Annotated in this window: 14 protein-coding genes; all 14 read left to right on the plus strand. The window is 59.8% G+C overall.

Translation table 11 applies throughout. The annotated features are described in order from the left end of the window. The first annotated feature begins 96 nt into the window (after window positions 1–96). The 14 genes from K0F88_RS25375 (at window position 97) to nuoM (ending at window position 16,694) form a co-directional block, all read left to right on the plus strand. Complete coding sequence (locus K0F88_RS25375) at window positions 97–858, plus strand: secretin N-terminal domain-containing protein (RefSeq protein WP_094468052.1); 762 nt, start codon at window positions 97–99, stop codon at window positions 856–858. 499 nt (window positions 859–1,357) lie between these two features. Next, a complete protein-coding gene (gene aceA / locus K0F88_RS25380; protein WP_033057066.1) occupies window positions 1,358–2,683 on the plus strand; it encodes an isocitrate lyase in 1,326 nt (441 codons plus the stop codon). A 543-nt stretch (window positions 2,684–3,226) separates the two neighbouring features. Continuing rightward, window positions 3,227–3,640: an NADH-quinone oxidoreductase subunit A gene (locus K0F88_RS25385; protein ID WP_003223812.1), complete on the plus strand. Its 414-nt coding sequence runs from the start codon at window positions 3,227–3,229 to the stop codon at window positions 3,638–3,640. A 10-nt stretch (window positions 3,641–3,650) separates the two neighbouring features. After that, window positions 3,651–4,325 carry an NADH-quinone oxidoreductase subunit B family protein gene (locus K0F88_RS25390; RefSeq protein ID WP_010458867.1) on the plus strand — a complete coding sequence of 225 codons (675 nt, stop codon included), beginning with the start codon at window positions 3,651–3,653 and terminating at the stop codon, window positions 4,323–4,325. A 72-nt stretch (window positions 4,326–4,397) separates the two neighbouring features. Beyond that, entirely contained in the window at window positions 4,398–6,182 is a 1,785-nt protein-coding gene (nuoC, locus tag K0F88_RS25395) for an NADH-quinone oxidoreductase subunit C/D (RefSeq protein WP_010458865.1), read from the plus strand. A 2-nt stretch (window positions 6,183–6,184) separates the two neighbouring features. After that, window positions 6,185–6,682 (plus strand): NADH-quinone oxidoreductase subunit NuoE, encoded by a 498-nt coding sequence (nuoE, locus tag K0F88_RS25400; protein ID WP_007946422.1) that lies wholly within the window; start codon window positions 6,185–6,187, stop codon window positions 6,680–6,682. Then, window positions 6,679–8,034, plus strand: a complete 1,356-nt coding sequence (gene nuoF, locus K0F88_RS25405) for an NADH-quinone oxidoreductase subunit NuoF (protein WP_017339604.1) — start codon at window positions 6,679–6,681, stop codon at window positions 8,032–8,034. The genes nuoE and nuoF overlap by 4 nt, the downstream gene beginning before the upstream one ends. Before the next feature lie 137 nt (window positions 8,035–8,171). Next, complete coding sequence (gene nuoG / locus K0F88_RS25410; protein ID WP_219097046.1) at window positions 8,172–10,886, plus strand: NADH-quinone oxidoreductase subunit NuoG; 2,715 nt, start codon at window positions 8,172–8,174, stop codon at window positions 10,884–10,886. Then, window positions 10,883–11,890, plus strand: a complete 1,008-nt coding sequence (nuoH, locus tag K0F88_RS25415; RefSeq protein WP_008146046.1) for an NADH-quinone oxidoreductase subunit NuoH — start codon at window positions 10,883–10,885, stop codon at window positions 11,888–11,890. Before nuoG ends, nuoH begins: the two co-directional genes overlap by 4 nt. Before the next feature lie 12 nt (window positions 11,891–11,902). After that, on the plus strand, window positions 11,903–12,448 hold the full coding sequence (gene nuoI / locus K0F88_RS25420) for an NADH-quinone oxidoreductase subunit NuoI (RefSeq protein ID WP_007905075.1): 546 nt from the start codon (window positions 11,903–11,905) through the stop codon (window positions 12,446–12,448). A gap of 9 nt (window positions 12,449–12,457) precedes the next feature. Continuing rightward, a complete protein-coding gene (gene nuoJ, locus K0F88_RS25425) occupies window positions 12,458–12,961 on the plus strand; it encodes an NADH-quinone oxidoreductase subunit J (RefSeq protein WP_027925107.1) in 504 nt (167 codons plus the stop codon). Between the two features lie 2 nt (window positions 12,962–12,963). Then, window positions 12,964–13,272 (plus strand): NADH-quinone oxidoreductase subunit NuoK, encoded by a 309-nt coding sequence (gene nuoK, locus K0F88_RS25430; protein ID WP_010458852.1) that lies wholly within the window; start codon window positions 12,964–12,966, stop codon window positions 13,270–13,272. Then, complete coding sequence (nuoL, locus tag K0F88_RS25435) at window positions 13,269–15,122, plus strand: NADH-quinone oxidoreductase subunit L (RefSeq protein WP_219097047.1); 1,854 nt, start codon at window positions 13,269–13,271, stop codon at window positions 15,120–15,122. Before nuoK ends, nuoL begins: the two co-directional genes overlap by 4 nt. A gap of 39 nt (window positions 15,123–15,161) precedes the next feature. Next, window positions 15,162–16,694, plus strand: coding sequence for an NADH-quinone oxidoreductase subunit M (nuoM, locus tag K0F88_RS25440; RefSeq protein ID WP_010458848.1), 1,533 nt, complete (start codon window positions 15,162–15,164; stop codon window positions 16,692–16,694).

Below are 16,694 nucleotides of genomic sequence, written 5' to 3' on the forward strand. Positions count from 1 at the left end.
GATGCCGGGGCGTTTTGCTGTCTACGATTCAACTTGCCCCACGCCGGGCCGACAAACTGGCAATATCAACACTTCAAGATGTCGGAGATAACGGATATGTCCCTACGCACCCTACTCACCACGCTGCTGCTGACGTGCAGTTTTTCAGTCATGGCAGCCACCGAGATCGTGCCCCTGAACTACCGCACCAGTGCCGATATGCTCCCCATGGCGCAGGATTTCATTGGCAAGGACGGTCAGGTCAGCGCCTACGGCAACCAGCTGATCGTCAATGCCGATCAACGCAAGATCGACGAACTTAAGGCCCTTGTTGCACAACTCGACGTTGCCGCCAAGCGCCTGCTGATCACCGTCGACACCAACGAAAACAACTTCCAGGGCGACCAGGGTTACTCGATCAACGGCGCCAAGCCGAGCCAGACACGCATCATCAATCGCAGCACCGACAGCCGCGATGGCGGCATCCAGCAGATTCAGGCCAGTGAAGGTGCACCGGCGCTGATTCAGGTCGGCCAAAGCGTACCGCTCACCAGCTCTCAGACCGATTCCTACGGCGACCTGCGCAGCCAGACCGAGTACCGCAACGTCACCCAGGGCTTCTACGTCACCGCCAGCGTCACCGGCGACATCGTTCACCTCTCGATCAGTACCAACCGTGACCGCATGAGCCAGGAACGTCCCGATGTAGTGAATGTGCAAAGTACCGACACAACTGTCACAGGACGTCTGGGCGAGTGGATCACCCTGGCCGGTGTAAACCGCCAGACTCAGGCCGATAAACAGGGCCTGACCCGCAGCTACTCGACTCAGGGCCGGGATGACATGACGTTGCGGGTGAAAGTCGATACTTTGGACTAAACCACCGAAAACTGACTGATTAGTCTTATTAGACCAAAGATGTAGTGCCTAAAAAAAAGCACTACAAAACGTTTGACGATCGAAAAAAGCAAAGGCATGATGGCCTCGCTCCCGCTAATCAGGGGCCCTGGCAAGGGCCTTCGAGGCGCTGCTCGTATCTACCCCGCGAGCCGCTTCGTGTCTGTACCGCCCACAAGGTGTGTTTGACGAGGTTGCCGACTGGAACGAAGTTGTCCCGAGGGACGGAAGCGTAATTAGGTAACCCGGCTCCACACTGAAGTTCGTACCAAGGCCCACGACGCCCGAATGCGCTCGCCAGTTCGCCCTTACCTGCTCACTTCCCCTCGAGCCCATCGTTCATCCCGTCGCCAATCCCGCCGAATCCGACTTGACCACCTAAGCTTCTGGTCAGCGAGCAGCCTCTTACGCCCCAATTGAATCGCGTACTTGGCAGGAGCAGGAATTTTCCACCCAGACCTATGCGACGAGGTTTATCTCCATGGCACTGACACGCGAACAGCAAATTGCAGCCCTCGAAAAAGATTGGGCTGAAAACCCACGCTGGAAAGGCGTGACACGCGCTTACTCCGCTGCTGACGTCGTCCGCCTGCGCGGCTCGGTTCAACCTGAGCACACCTTTGCAAAGCTGGGCGCCGAGAAGCTGTGGAACCTGGTGACCCAGGGCGCCAAGCCATCCTTCCGTCCTGATAAAGATTTCGTCAACTGCATGGGCGCCCTGACCGGCGGCCAGGCTGTACAACAAGTCAAAGCCGGTATCCAGGCGATTTACCTGTCGGGCTGGCAGGTTGCTGCGGACAACAACTCCGCCGAATCGATGTACCCGGATCAGTCGCTGTACCCGGTGGATTCGGTTCCAACCGTGGTCAAGCGCATCAACAACTCGTTCCGTCGTGCCGACCAGATCCAGTGGAAAGCCGGTAAAGGCCCGGGCGACGAAGGCTACATCGACTACTTCGCTCCAATCGTAGCTGACGCTGAAGCCGGTTTCGGCGGCGTTCTGAACGCTTACGAGCTGATGAAAAGCATGATCGAAGCAGGCGCCGCCGGCGTTCACTTCGAAGACCAACTGGCTTCCGTGAAAAAATGCGGCCACATGGGCGGCAAGGTACTGGTTCCTACCCAGGAAGCTGTACAGAAGCTGACCGCTGCCCGTCTGGCAGCTGACGTTGCCGGTACTCCGACCATCATTTTGGCTCGTACCGACGCTAACGCGGCTGACCTGCTGACTTCCGATTGCGACCCATACGACCAGCCGTTCGTGACTGGCGAACGTACCCAGGAAGGCTTCTACAAAGTACGCGCCGGCCTGGACCAGGCGATCGCTCGCGGCCTGGCTTACGCTCCGTATGCCGACCTGATCTGGTGCGAAACTGCCAAGCCGGATCTGGACGAAGCTCGTCGCTTCGCTGAAGCGATCAAAAAGGAATACCCGGACCAACTGCTGTCGTACAACTGCTCGCCTTCCTTCAACTGGAAGAAAAACCTGGACGACGCGACCATCGCCAAGTTCCAGCGCGAACTGTCCGCCATGGGTTACAAGCACCAGTTCATCACCCTGGCCGGCATTCACAACATGTGGCACAGCATGTTCAACCTGGCGCACGACTACGCCCGCAACGACATGACTGCGTACGTGAAACTGCAAGAGCAAGAGTTCGCTGACGCCTCCAAGGGTTACACCTTCGTGGCTCACCAGCAGGAAGTGGGCACCGGCTACTTCGACGACATGACCACTGTGATTCAAGGTGGCTCGTCTTCGGTAACCGCACTGACCGGTTCGACTGAAGAAGAACAGTTCCACTGATACTGAGTACACGGCCGTTGCGGACCGAGTAAAAAGCTAACCGCAACGTCGCACATCTGACGCCCCGACTGGTTCGGGGCGTTTTTTTGCCCGCGATTTCATCCCCACCACAGGGAACGACTCAACCCAAAATTTGTGGGAAAAACATTGATCCAGAGCGGTACCGCGAGCAAAAAACCGAGGTAAAACGTGCATCGCCGCTACTTGCATTAAAAGCTATATAAGGCAACTTCCCACTCATCTACCCGTTAAACAGTTTAAAAACCCTGCCAAATAATATTGATTATCATTTAGCCGCAACTATGCTCGTTACATTCTCTACAAAACAATATTGATGAAAACCCGGCTAATGCCCGCAACGCATGGGCTGCGGGGCTTTGAAGGTGCGTTATGTCCTTATTCCTATAAATAATTTCGCTATAGGAATTTTACTTGCACGGTGTTGTGCCATAAAATCAGCGGGATTGATTGCTGCGACATATCGTCACTGCTTTGTTTCTTTTCAAGCTCAGAGACCTTTGCTCTCTGTTAAGGATTACCAGCATGCCCGAAGCGACAGGACTCATGGCCCACAACTGGGGCTTTGCCATTTTCCTTCTGGGCGTCGTCGGCCTTTGCGCCTTCATGCTCGGCGTCTCCAGCCTCCTCGGGTCAAAAGCCTGGGGCCGCAGCAAAAACGAACCGTTCGAGTCCGGCATGCTACCTACAGGTGGCGCCCGCTTACGGCTCTCAGCCAAATTCTATCTGGTCGCGATGCTCTTCGTGATCTTCGATATCGAAGCCCTCTTTCTCTTTGCCTGGTCTGTGTCCGTCCGCGAAAGCGGCTGGACCGGATTCGTCGAAGCTCTCGTTTTCATAGCAATTCTGTTGGCAGGTCTTGTCTACCTGTTCCGAGTGGGCGCCCTTGACTGGGCTCCGGAAGCTCGTCGCAAGCGGCAGGCGAAGCTGAAACAATGAGGCTTTGGCAATGCAATACAATCTCACCAGGATCGACCCCGATGCTCCTAACGAGCAGTATCCGATTGGCGAACGGGAAACCGTTTCCGATCCGTTAGAAGATCAAGTTCACAAAAACATCTTCATGGGCAAGCTCGAAGACGTGCTTAACGGCACAGTCAACTGGGGGCGCAAGAACTCCCTGTGGCCGTATAACTTCGGTCTTTCGTGCTGCTACGTGGAAATGACCACCGCCTTCACGGCGCCCCACGACATCGCGCGCTTTGGCGCCGAGGTTATCCGGGCATCGCCGCGCCAGGCGGATTTCATGGTTATCGCCGGTACCTGCTTCATCAAGATGGCGCCGATCATTCAGCGTCTCTACGAGCAAATGCTCGAACCTAAATGGGTTATCTCCATGGGTTCGTGCGCCAACTCCGGTGGCATGTACGACATCTACTCTGTCGTTCAAGGGGTGGACAAGTTCCTGCCCGTGGACGTCTACGTGCCTGGCTGCCCGCCCCGTCCTGAAGCTTTTCTGCAAGGCTTGATGCTCTTGCAAGAGTCGATTGGACAGGAGCGTCGTCCGCTTTCCTGGGTCGTCGGTGATCAAGGCGTGTACCGCGCCGAGATGCCTTCGCAAAAGGAACAGCGCCGCGAACAGCGAATCGCAGTCACCAACCTGCGCAGCCCCGACGAAGTCTGATCCAGATCTGCTTCTTTTATAGAACGAGAAACTGGCTTCATTCTTTACGTTGACCGAAAGCGATAAATAACCATGACTACAGGCAGTGCTCTGTACATCCCGCCTTATAAGGCAGACGACCAGGATGTGGTCGTCGAACTGAATAACCGTTTTGGCCCCGAGGCGTTCACCGCCCAGCCTACCCGCACCGGCATGCCGGTGCTTTGGGTTGCCCGTGCCAAACTCGTCGAAGTCCTGACCTTCCTGCGCAACCTGCCCAAGCCGTACGTCATGCTCTATGACCTGCACGGCGTGGACGAGCGTCTGCGCACCAAGCGTCAAGGGCTGCCAAGCGGCGCCGACTTCACTGTGTTCTATCACTTGATGTCGATCGAACGTAATAGTGACGTCATGATCAAGGTCGCCTTATCCGAGAGCGACCTCAGCGTGCCGACCGTGACCGGTATCTGGCCGAACGCCAACTGGTACGAGCGTGAAGTGTGGGACATGTACGGCATCAACTTTGCCGGTCACCCGCACCTGACCCGCATCATGATGCCGCCGACCTGGGAAGGTCACCCGCTGCGCAAGGATTTCCCGGCCCGCGCTACCGAGTTCGATCCGTTCAGCCTGACGCTGGCCAAGCAACAGCTCGAGGAAGAAGCCGCGCGCTTCAAGCCTGAAGACTGGGGCATGAAGCGATCCGGTGCGAACGAGGACTACATGTTCCTCAACCTCGGTCCTAACCACCCTTCTGCGCACGGTGCGTTCCGCATCATCCTGCAGCTGGACGGTGAAGAGATCGTCGACTGCGTGCCGGACGTCGGTTACCACCACCGTGGTGCCGAGAAGATGGCCGAGCGTCAGTCCTGGCACAGTTTCATCCCGTACACCGACCGTATCGACTACCTCGGCGGCGTGATGAACAACCTGCCCTACGTGCTCTCGGTCGAGAAGCTGGCCGGCATCAAGGTGCCTGAGAAGGTCGACGTCATCCGCATCATGATGGCCGAGTTCTTCCGGATCACCAGCCACCTGCTGTTCCTGGGGACTTACATCCAGGACGTCGGCGCCATGACCCCGGTGTTCTTCACGTTCACCGACCGTCAGAAGGCGTACACGGTGATCGAAGCCATTACCGGTTTCCGTCTGCACCCGGCCTGGTACCGCATCGGCGGCGTCGCGCACGACCTGCCGCGCGGCTGGGAAAAACTGGTGAAAGATTTCGTCGAGTGGATGCCAAAGCGTCTGGACGAATACCAGAAAGCCGCCCTGGACAACAGCATCCTCAAAGGCCGGACCATCGGCGTCGCCGCCTACAACACCAAGGAAGCCTTCGAATGGGGCGTTACCGGTGCAGGCTTGCGTTCGACCGGTTGCGACTTCGACCTGCGTAAAGCGCGCCCATACTCCGGTTACGAAAACTTCGAATTCGAAGTGCCGCTGGCCGTCAATGGCGATGCCTACGATCGTTGCATCGTGCGCGTCGAAGAAATGCGCCAGAGCATCAAGATCATCGAGCAGTGCATGCGCAACATGCCGGAAGGCCCGTACAAGGCGGATCACCCGCTGACCACGCCGCCGCCGAAAGAGCGCACGCTGCAGCACATCGAGACCCTGATCACGCACTTCCTGCAAGTTTCGTGGGGCCCGGTCATGCCGGCCAACGAATCCTTCCAGATGATCGAAGCGACCAAGGGCATCAACAGTTATTACCTGACGAGCGATGGCGGCACCATGAGCTACCGCACCCGGATTCGCACCCCAAGCTTCCCGCACCTGCAGCAGATCCCTTCGGTGATCAAAGGCAGCATGGTCGCGGACTTGATCGCGTACCTGGGTAGTATCGATTTCGTTATGGCCGACGTGGACCGCTAAGCATGAATAGCACGCTTATCCAGACAGACCGTTTCACCTTGAGTGAAACCGAGCGCTCGGCCATCGAGCACGAGCTGCATCACTATGAAGACCCGCGCGCGGCGTCGATCGAAGCCCTGAAGATCGTCCAGAAGGAACGTGGCTGGGTGCCTGACGGCGCGCTCTACGCCATCGGCGAGATCCTCGGCATCCCGGCCAGCGACGTTGAAGGAGTGGCGACGTTCTACAGCCAGATCTTCCGTCAGCCGGTTGGCCGCCACATCATTCGCGTCTGCGACAGCATGGTCTGCTACATCGGCGGCCATGAATCGGTCGTCAGCGAAATCCAGAGCAATCTGGGCATCGGCCTGGGTCAGACCACCGCCGACGGTCGTTTCACCCTGCTGCCGGTCTGCTGCCTCGGCAACTGCGACAAGGCGCCGGCGTTGATGATCGACGACGACACTTTCGGTGATGTGCAGCCTGCCGGCGTTGCCAAATTGCTCGAGGGCTACGTATGACCCTGACTTCCTTCGGTCCTGCCAACCGCATCAAGCGGTCGGCCGAGACTCACCCGCTCACCTGGCGTCTGCGTGACGACGGCGAAGCTGTCTGGCTCGACGAATACCAGGCCAAGAACGGTTACGCCGCTGCGCGCAAAGCCTTCGCCGACATGGCCCAGGACGACATCGTCCAGACTGTGAAAGACGCCGGCCTCAAAGGTCGCGGCGGTGCAGGCTTCCCCACGGGCGTTAAGTGGGGCCTGATGCCCAAAGACGAATCCATCAACATCCGTTACCTGCTGTGCAACGCGGACGAGATGGAACCGAACACCTGGAAAGACCGCATGCTGATGGAGCAACTGCCCCATCTGCTGATCGAAGGCATGCTGATCAGTGCTCGCGCGCTGAAAACCTACCGTGGCTACATCTTCCTGCGTGGCGAATACACCACCGCCGCCAAGCACCTGAACCGTGCCGTGGAAGAAGCCAAGGCAGCGGGCCTGCTGGGCAAGAACATCCTGGGCAGCGGCTTCGATTTCGAGCTGTTCGTCCACACCGGCGCCGGGCGTTACATCTGCGGTGAAGAAACCGCACTGATCAACTCCCTCGAAGGTCGTCGCGCCAACCCGCGCTCCAAGCCGCCCTTCCCTGCCGCCGTTGGCGTGTGGGGCAAGCCGACGTGCGTGAACAACGTTGAAACCCTGTGCAACGTGCCGGCGATCATTGCCGACGGCGTGGACTGGTACAAATCGTTGGCGCGCGAAGGCAGTGAAGACATGGGCACCAAGCTCATGGGCTTCTCCGGCAAGGTCAAGAACCCGGGCCTGTGGGAATTGCCGTTCGGCGTCACCGGTCGCGAGTTGTTCGAAGACTACGCCGGCGGCATGCGCGACGGTTACAAACTCAAGTGCTGGCAGCCAGGCGGCGCCGGTACCGGTTTCCTGTTGCCGGAACACCTGGACGCACAAATGTACGCCGGCGGCATCGCCAAAGTGGGCACCCGCATGGGTACCGGCCTGGCCATGGCGGTGGACGACAGCGTCAACATGGTGTCCCTGCTGCGCAACATGGAAGAGTTCTTCTCCCGTGAATCGTGCGGTTTCTGCACCCCGTGCCGTGACGGTCTGCCGTGGAGCGTCAAGCTGCTGCGCGCGATCGAGAACGGTGAAGGGCAAGCCGGCGATATCGAGACCCTGCTGGGTCTGGTCGGTTTCCTCGGCCCGGGCAAGACCTTCTGTGCTCACGCACCGGGCGCCGTGGAGCCGTTGGGCAGCGCAATCAAATACTTCCGCCATGAGTTCGAAGCCGGCATCGCGCCCACCAGCGCCGTCGTCCCGCCTCTGGCAAGGCCGATCGTAGTCGGCGCGTAAACGCTTAAAGAAGCGAAGGGTCCGTGCCCTTCGCTTTGTCGTGTGATGACGCCTTTAACGGCTGTGTTGATTCACGCGAATAACAAGATTCCATTAGCCACGCCCGCTGACACCGGGCCAACGAAGAACTTTGAACCATGGCCACTATCCACGTAGACGGCAAAGAGCTCGAAGTCGATGGGGCAGACAACCTGTTACAGGCATGTCTGTCACTAGGCCTCGATATCCCTTATTTCTGCTGGCACCCCGCCCTTGGCAGCGTTGGCGCTTGCCGCCAGTGCGCGGTCAAGCAGTACACCGACGCCAACGACACCCGTGGTCGGATCGTCATGTCCTGCATGACCCCCGCCACCGACGGCAGCTGGATCTCCATCGAAGACGAAGAAGCGAAAGTGTTTCGCGCCAGCGTCGTCGAATGGCTGATGACCAACCACCCGCACGACTGCCCGGTCTGTGAAGAAGGCGGTCACTGCCACCTGCAAGACATGACCGTGATGACCGGCCACAACGAGCGCCGTTATCGCTTCACCAAGCGCACTCACCAGAACCAGCAACTGGGCCCGTTCATTTCCCACGAAATGAACCGCTGCATTGCTTGCTACCGCTGCGTGCGCTTCTATAAGGACTACGCCGGCGGCACCGACCTCGGTGTGTTCGGCGCCCACGACAACGTGTACTTCGGTCGCGTTGAAGACGGCACCCTGGAAAGCGAGTTCTCCGGCAACCTCACCGAGGTCTGCCCGACCGGTGTGTTCACCGACAAGACTCACTCCGAGCGCTACAACCGCAAGTGGGACATGCAGTTCTCGCCGAGCATCTGCCATGGCTGCTCCAGCGGTTGCAACATCTCCCCGGGCGAGCGTTATGGTGAACTGCGTCGTATCGAAAACCGTTTCAACGGTTCGGTAAACCAGTACTTCCTGTGCGACCGTGGCCGTTTCGGCTATGGCTACGTCAACCGCGAAGACCGTCCGCGTCAGCCACTGCTGGCCAACGGCGCCAAGCTGAGCCTCGACGAAGCGCTGGATAAAGCCGCTGACCTGCTGCGCGGTCGCAACATCGTCGGTATCGGTTCGCCGCGTGCCAGCCTCGAAAGCAACTACGCGTTGCGCGAACTGGTCGGCGCCGAGCACTTCTACTCCGGTATCGAAGCCGCCGAGCTGGAACGCATTCGTCTGGTCATGCAGGTGTTGAAAGACAGCCCGCTGCCGATCCCGAACATGCGCGACATCGAAGACCACGATGCGATCTTCGTCTTGGGTGAAGACCTGACCCAGACCGCGGCCCGTATGGCGCTGTCCCTGCGTCAATCGGTCAAAGGCAAAGCCGAAGACATGGCCGATGCCATGCGCGTTCAGCCTTGGCTCGACGCCGCCGTGAAGAACATCGGTCAGCACGCGCTGAACCCGCTGTTCATCGCCAGCCTGGCTGAAACCAAGCTCGACGACATCGCTGAAGAATGCGTTCACGCCGCCCCAGACGACCTGGCGCGCATCGGTTTCGCCGTGGCTCACGCCCTCGACGCCAGCGCCCCAGCGGTTGAAGGCCTGGATGCTGAAGCCCTCGAACTGGCCAAGCGCATCGCCGACGCCCTGCTCGCGGCCAAGCGCCCGCTGATCATTGCCGGTACTTCCCTGGGTTCCAAAGCCCTGATCGAAGCCGCCGCCAACATCGCCAAAGCCTTGAAGCTGCGCGAGAAGAACGGTTCCATCAGCCTGATCGTGCCAGAGGCCAACAGCCTTGGCCTGGCCATGCTCGGTGGCAATTCGGTCGACGAAGCGCTGCAAGCCGTGATCGACGGTAACGCCGACGCCATCGTCGTGCTGGAAAACGATCTGTACACCCGTACCGACAAAGCCCGTGTCGATGCCGCCCTGACCGCCGCGAAAGTGGTGATCGTGGCGGACCATCAGAAGACCGCCACCAGCGATCGCGCGCACCTGGTTCTGCCAGCCGCCAGCTTCGCTGAAGGCGACGGTACGCTGGTCAGCCAGGAGGGCCGCGCCCAGCGTTTCTTCCAGGTCTTCGACCCGACTTACCTCGACGCGAGCATCCTGGTTCACGAAGGCTGGCGCTGGCTGCATGCCCTGCGCTCCACCCTGTTGAACCAGCCGATCGACTGGACCCAACTGGACCACGTCACCGCAGCCGTCGCCGCCAGCACGCCGCAACTGGCGCGCATCGTCGACGCTGCGCCGTCCGCCGCGTTCCGTATCAAAGGCCTGAAACTGGCGCGCGAACCGCTGCGTTACTCCGGCCGTACCGCCATGCGCGCCGACATCAGCGTGCACGAGCCGCGTACTTCCCAGGATAACGACACCGCGTTCTCGTTCTCCATGGAAGGTTACTCGGGCTCGGTCGAACCGCGTCAGCAGGTGCCATTCGCCTGGTCTCCGGGCTGGAACTCGCCGCAAGCCTGGAACAAGTTCCAGGACGAAGTCGGTGGTCACATCCGCGCTGGCGACCCGGGCACCCGCCTGATCGAAAGCACCGGTGATTCGCTGAACTGGTTCGCCAGTGTTCCGCGTGCGTTCAACCCGGCTCCAGGCACCTGGCAGGTCGTGCCGTTCTTCCACCTGTTCGGCAGCGAAGAGAACTCTTCGAAAGCCGCTCCGGTTCAGGAACGCATTCCGGCCGCTTACGTCGCTTTGGCCAAATCCGAAGCCGATCGCCTGGGTGTCAATGACGGCGCCATGCTCAGCTTGAACGTAGCCGGCCAGACCTTGCGTCTGCCGCTGCGCATCAACGAAGAGCTGGGTGCCGGTCTGGTCGCATTGCCGGCCGGTATCGCCGGCATTCCGCCAGCGATCTTTGGCAAATCCGTTGACGGTCTGCAGGAGGCAGCTCAATGACCTGGTTCACGCCTGAAGTGATTGACGTGATCATCGCGGTCCTCAAGGCCATCGTGATTCTGCTCGCCGTTGTGGTGTGCGGCGCGCTGCTGAGCTGGGTCGAGCGTCGTCTGCTCGCCCTCTGGCAGGACCGTTACGGTCCGAACCGCGTCGGCCCGTTCGGCGCGTTCCAGATCGCGGCTGACATGATCAAGATGTTCTTCAAGGAAGACTGGACCCCGCCGTTTGCCGACAAGGTGATCTTCACCCTGGCACCGGTCGTGGCCATGAGCGCCTTGCTGATTGCCTTCGCGATCATCCCGATCACCCCGACCTGGGGTGTGGCGGACATCAACATCGGCATCCTGTTCTTCTTCGCCATGGCCGGTCTGTCGGTCTACGCGGTGCTGTTCGCCGGCTGGTCCAGTAACAACAAGTTCGCGCTGTTGGGCAGCTTGCGGGCCTCGGCACAAACCGTGTCATACGAAGTGTTCATGGGCCTGTCGCTGATGGGCATCGTGATCCAGGTCGGCTCGTTCAACATGCGTGACATCGTTGAATATCAGGCGCAGAACCTGTGGTTCGTGATTCCGCAGATCTTCGGTTTCCTGACCTTCTTCATCGCCGGCGTCGCCGTGACTCACCGTCACCCGTTCGACCAGCCGGAAGCGGAGCAGGAACTGGCCGACGGTTACCACATCGAATACGCCGGCATGAAATGGGGCATGTTCTTCGTCGGCGAGTACATCGGCATCGTGTTGATTTCGGCGCTGCTGGTGACCTTGTTCTTCGGTGGCTGGCACGGTCCGTTCGGCATTCTGCCGCAGATCCCGTTCATCTGGTTCGCGCTCAAAACCGCGTTCTTCATCATGTTCTTCATCCTGCTGCGCGCCTCGATCCCGCGCCCACGGTATGACCAAGTGATGGATTTCAGCTGGAAGTTCTGCCTGCCGCTGACCCTCGTCAACATGCTGGTGACCGCTGCGATCGTGTTGCTCAACACGCCCGCCGTCGCGGCTCAGTGAGGATAGAGAATCATGAAGTACATTTTTGACATCGTGCATGGCTTCTTCACCCAGCTTCGCAGCCTGGTGATGATCTTCGGCCATGCCTTCCGCAAGCGCGACACGCTGCAGTACCCGGAAGAAGCCGTGTACCTGCCGCCGCGCTTCCGTGGCCGTATCGTCCTGACCCGTGACCCGGATGGTGAAGAGCGTTGTGTAGCCTGCAACCTGTGCGCCGTGGCGTGCCCGGTTGGCTGCATCTCGCTGCAGAAAGCTGAAACCGAAGACGGTCGCTGGTACCCGGACTTCTTCCGCATCAACTTCTCGCGCTGCATTTTCTGCGGCCTCTGCGAGGAAGCCTGCCCGACCACCGCGATCCAGCTGACACCGGATTTCGAGATGGCCGAGTTCAAACGTCAGGACCTGGTGTACGAGAAAGAAGATCTGCTGATCTCCGGCCCCGGCAAAAACCCTGATTACAACTTCTATCGTGTTGCAGGTATGGCGATTGCCGGGAAGCCCAAAGGCTCCGCGCAGAATGAAGCCCAGCCGATCAACGTGAAGAGCTTGCTGCCTTAAGGAAGAAAGATGGAATTCGCTTTCTATTTCGCATCGGGTATCGCTGTGGTGTCCACGCTTCGCGTGATCACCAACACCAACCCTGTGCACGCCCTGCTCTACCTGATCATTTCGCTGATCGCCGTGGCCATGACGTTCTTCGCCCTCGGCGCACCGTTTGCCGGTGTGCTGGAAGTGATCGCCTACGCTGGCGCCATCATGGTGCTGTTCGTGTTCGTGGTGATGATGCTGAACCTGGGCCCGGCCTCGGTTCAGCAAGAGCGCGTCTGGCTCAAGCCCGGCATCTGGCTCGGCCCCGTCGCCCTCGGCACCCTGCTGCTAGTTGAACTGCTGTACGTGCTGTTCAGCCACTCCAGCGGTCAGGCCATCGGCCACACCACCGTAGACGCCAAGGCCGTGGGCATCAGCCTGTTCGGTCCTTATCTGCTGGTGGTCGAACTCGCCTCGATGCTGCTGCTTGCCGCAGCCGTCACGGCGTTCCACTTGGGCCGCAACGAAGCCAAGGAGCAATGACGATGCCTGCTATCCCTTTGGAGCATGGTCTGGCGGTCGCCGGCATCTTGTTCTGCCTCGGTCTGGTCGGCCTGATGGTCCGCCGCAACATTCTCTTCGTGCTGATGAGCCTGGAGATCATGATGAATGCCTCCGCTTTGGCCTTCATCGTCGCCGGTAGCCGCTGGGGTCAGCCGGATGGACAGATCATGTTCATCCTGGTGATCAGCCTGGCAGCCGCCGAGGCCAGTATTGGCCTGGCGATTCTGTTGCAGCTGTATCGCCGCTTCCACACTCTCGATATCGACGCTGCCAGCGAGATGCGCGGATGAATCTTCTCTATCTGACTTTCGTATTCCCTCTCATAGGTTTCCTGCTGCTGTCGTTCTCACGCGGCCGCTTTTCGGAAAACCTGTCGGCGCTGATTGGCGTCGGCTCCATCGGCCTGTCTGCCATCGTCACGGCCTACGTGATCTGGCAATTCAACGTCGCCCCGCCTGAAGGCGGTCACTACACCCAGGTGTTGTGGCAGTGGATGGCGGTGGAAGGCTTCACGCCGAACTTCGCGCTGTACCTGGACGGCCTGTCCGTGACCATGCTCGGCGTGGTCGTCGGTGTCGGCTTCCTGATCCACCTGTTTGCGTCCTGGTACATGCGCGGTGAAGCCGGGTACTCGCGCTTCTTCGCCTACACCAACCTGTTTATCGCCAGCATGCTGTTCCTGGTCCTGGGCGATAACCTGTTGTTCCTGTACTTCGGTTGGGAAGGCGTGGGCCTGTGCTCGTACCTGTTGATCGGTTTCTACTACAGCAACCGCAACAACGGTAACGCGGCACTCAAAGCCTTTATCGTCACCCGTATCGGCGACGTGTTCATGGCCATCGGCCTGTTCATCCTGTTCGCGCAACTGGGCACGCTAAATATCCAGGAACTGCTGGTGCTGGCACCGCAGAAATTCCAGGCCGGCGACTTCTGGATGGTCATGGCCACCTTGATGCTGCTGGGCGGCGCTGTCGGTAAATCCGCGCAACTGCCGCTGCAAACCTGGCTGGCAGATGCGATGGCCGGTCCTACCCCGGTTTCGGCACTGATCCACGCCGCGACCATGGTAACCGCCGGTGTCTACCTGATTGCCCGTACCCACGGCCTGTTTGCGTTGGCGCCGGACATCCTGCACCTCGTCGGCATCGTCGGCGGCGTGACCCTGGTACTCGCCGGTTTTGCCGCACTGGTGCAGACCGACATCAAACGTATCCTCGCCTATTCGACCATGAGCCAGATCGGCTACATGTTCCTGGCGCTGGGCGTTGGCGCATGGGATGGCGCGATCTTCCACTTGATGACCCACGCCTTCTTCAAGGCGCTGCTGTTCCTTGCGTCCGGTGCGGTGATCGTTGCCTGCCACCACGAGCAGAACATCTTCAAGATGGGCGGCCTGTGGAAGAAACTGCCACTGGCCTACGCCAGCTTCATCGTCGGCGGCGCGGCACTGTCTGCCCTGCCACTGGTGACCGCAGGTTTCTACTCCAAGGACGAAATCCTCTGGGAAGCGTTCGCCAGCGGCAACCACGGTCTGCTGTATGCAGGTCTGGTCGGCGCATTCATGACTTCGCTGTACACCTTCCGCCTGATCTTCATCGCGTTCCACGGTGAAGCGAAGACCGAAGCCCACGCCGGTCACGGCATCGCTCACTGGTTGCCACTGTCGGTGCTGATCGTCCTGTCGACGTTCGTCGGCGCGATGATCGTTCCGCCGCTGCACGGTGTACTGCCGGAAAGCGTCGGCCATGCCGGCGGCGAAGCCAAGCACAGTCTGGAAATCGCTTCGGGCGCCATCGCCCTGGCCGGTATCCTGCTGGCCGCGCTGCTGTTCCTCGGCAAGCGTCGTTTCGTCACTGCAATCGCCAACAGCGGCATCGGCCGCTTCCTTTCGGCCTGGTGGTTCGCTGCCTGGGGCTTCGACTGGATCTACGACAAACTGTTCGTCAAGCCATACCTTGCGATCAGCCACGCACTGCGCAAAGACCCGCTCGACCAGACCATCGGTCTGATCCCGCGTATGGCCAAAGGCGGTCACACCGCCCTGAGCCGTACCGAAACCGGTCAACTGCGTTGGTACGCGGCATCGATGGCAGCCGGCTCCGTGCTGGTCATCGGCGCCATCGTGCTGGTAGCGGTCTGATATGAACCTTGCGAACTTGCGAAAGGAATTGAGCCCGTCATGATTCTGCCTTGGCTAATCCTGATCCCCTTCATCGGCGGCCTGCTGTGCTGGATGGGTGAGCGCTTCGGCGCTACCCTCCCCCGCTGGATTGCGCTGTTGACCATGACCCTGGAACTCGCGCTCGGCCTCTGGCTGTGGGCCCACGGTAATTATTCATTTGCTCCGGCGCCTGGCGCCGATCCGACCTGGGCGCTTGAGTTCAAGCACATCTGGATCGAGCGCTTCGGCATCAGCGTGCACCTGGCCCTCGATGGCCTGTCGCTGCTGATGATCTTGCTGACCGGTCTGCTGGGTATCCTCTCGGTACTCTGCTCGTGGAAAGAGATCCAGCGTCACGTTGGCTTCTTCCACTTGAACCTGATGTGGATCCTGGGCGGTGTCGTCGGCGTGTTCCTCGCCCTCGACCTGTTCATGTTCTTCTTCTTCTGGGAAATGATGCTGGTGCCGATGTACTTCCTCATCGCGCTCTGGGGTCACAGTTCTTCGGACGGCAAGAAAACCCGGATCTACGCGGCGACCAAGTTCTTCATCTTCACTCAGGCGTCCGGCCTGATCATGCTGGTGGCGATCCTGGGTCTGGTGCTGGTCAACTTCAACAGCACCGGCGTGATCACGTTCAACTACGCCGACCTGCTGAAAACCAAGATGTCGCTCACGACCGAGTACATCCTGATGCTCGGTTTTTTCATCGCTTTCGCGGTGAAGCTGCCGGTGGTGCCGTTCCACTCCTGGTTGCCTGATGCTCACGCCCAGGCGCCAACCGCGGGTTCGGTCGACCTGGCCGGTATCTTGTTGAAGACGGCGGCTTACGGCCTGCTGCGTTTCGCCCTGCCGTTGTTCCCGAATGCCTCGGCCGAGTTCGCGCCGATCGCCATGACCCTGGGTCTGATCGGGATCTTCTACGGTGCGTTCCTGGCCTTCGCCCAAACCGACATCAAGCGTCTGATTGCCTACTCCTCCGTTTCCCACATGGGTTTCGTGTTGATCGGCATCTACTCCGGCAGCCAACTGGCGCTGCAGGGCGCGGTAATGCAGATGCTGGCGCACGGTCTGTCGGCCGCGGCACTCTTTATCCTCAGCGGTCAGTTGTACGAACGCACCCACACCCGCGACATGCGTGAAATGGGTGGCCTGTGGTCGAAGATCGCTTACCTGCCGGCCATCAGCCTGTTCTTTGCAGCCGCGTCCCTGGGCTTGCCGGGTACCGGTAACTTCGTCGGTGAGTTCCTGATCCTGATCGGCACATTCCCTGCCGCCCCATGGATCACAATCATCGCGACGTCCGGTCTGGTGTTCGGTTCGGTCTACTCGCTGATCATGATCCACCGTGCCTACTTCGGCCCGTCCAAATCGGACGCGGTGTTGCATGGCATGGACGGTCGCGAACTGATCATGGTGGTCGGTCTGGCGGCATTGCTGATTTACATCGGCGTGTACCCGCAACCGTTCCTCGACACCTCTGCCGCGACGATGCATGGCGTGCAGCAGTGGCTCGGCACCGCCTTCACTCAACTCGCTTCGGCCCGGTAA

This window comes from Pseudomonas sp. UMAB-40 (assembly GCF_900095275.1).
GTDB lineage: Bacteria > Pseudomonadota > Gammaproteobacteria > Pseudomonadales > Pseudomonadaceae > Aquipseudomonas > Aquipseudomonas mandelii_B.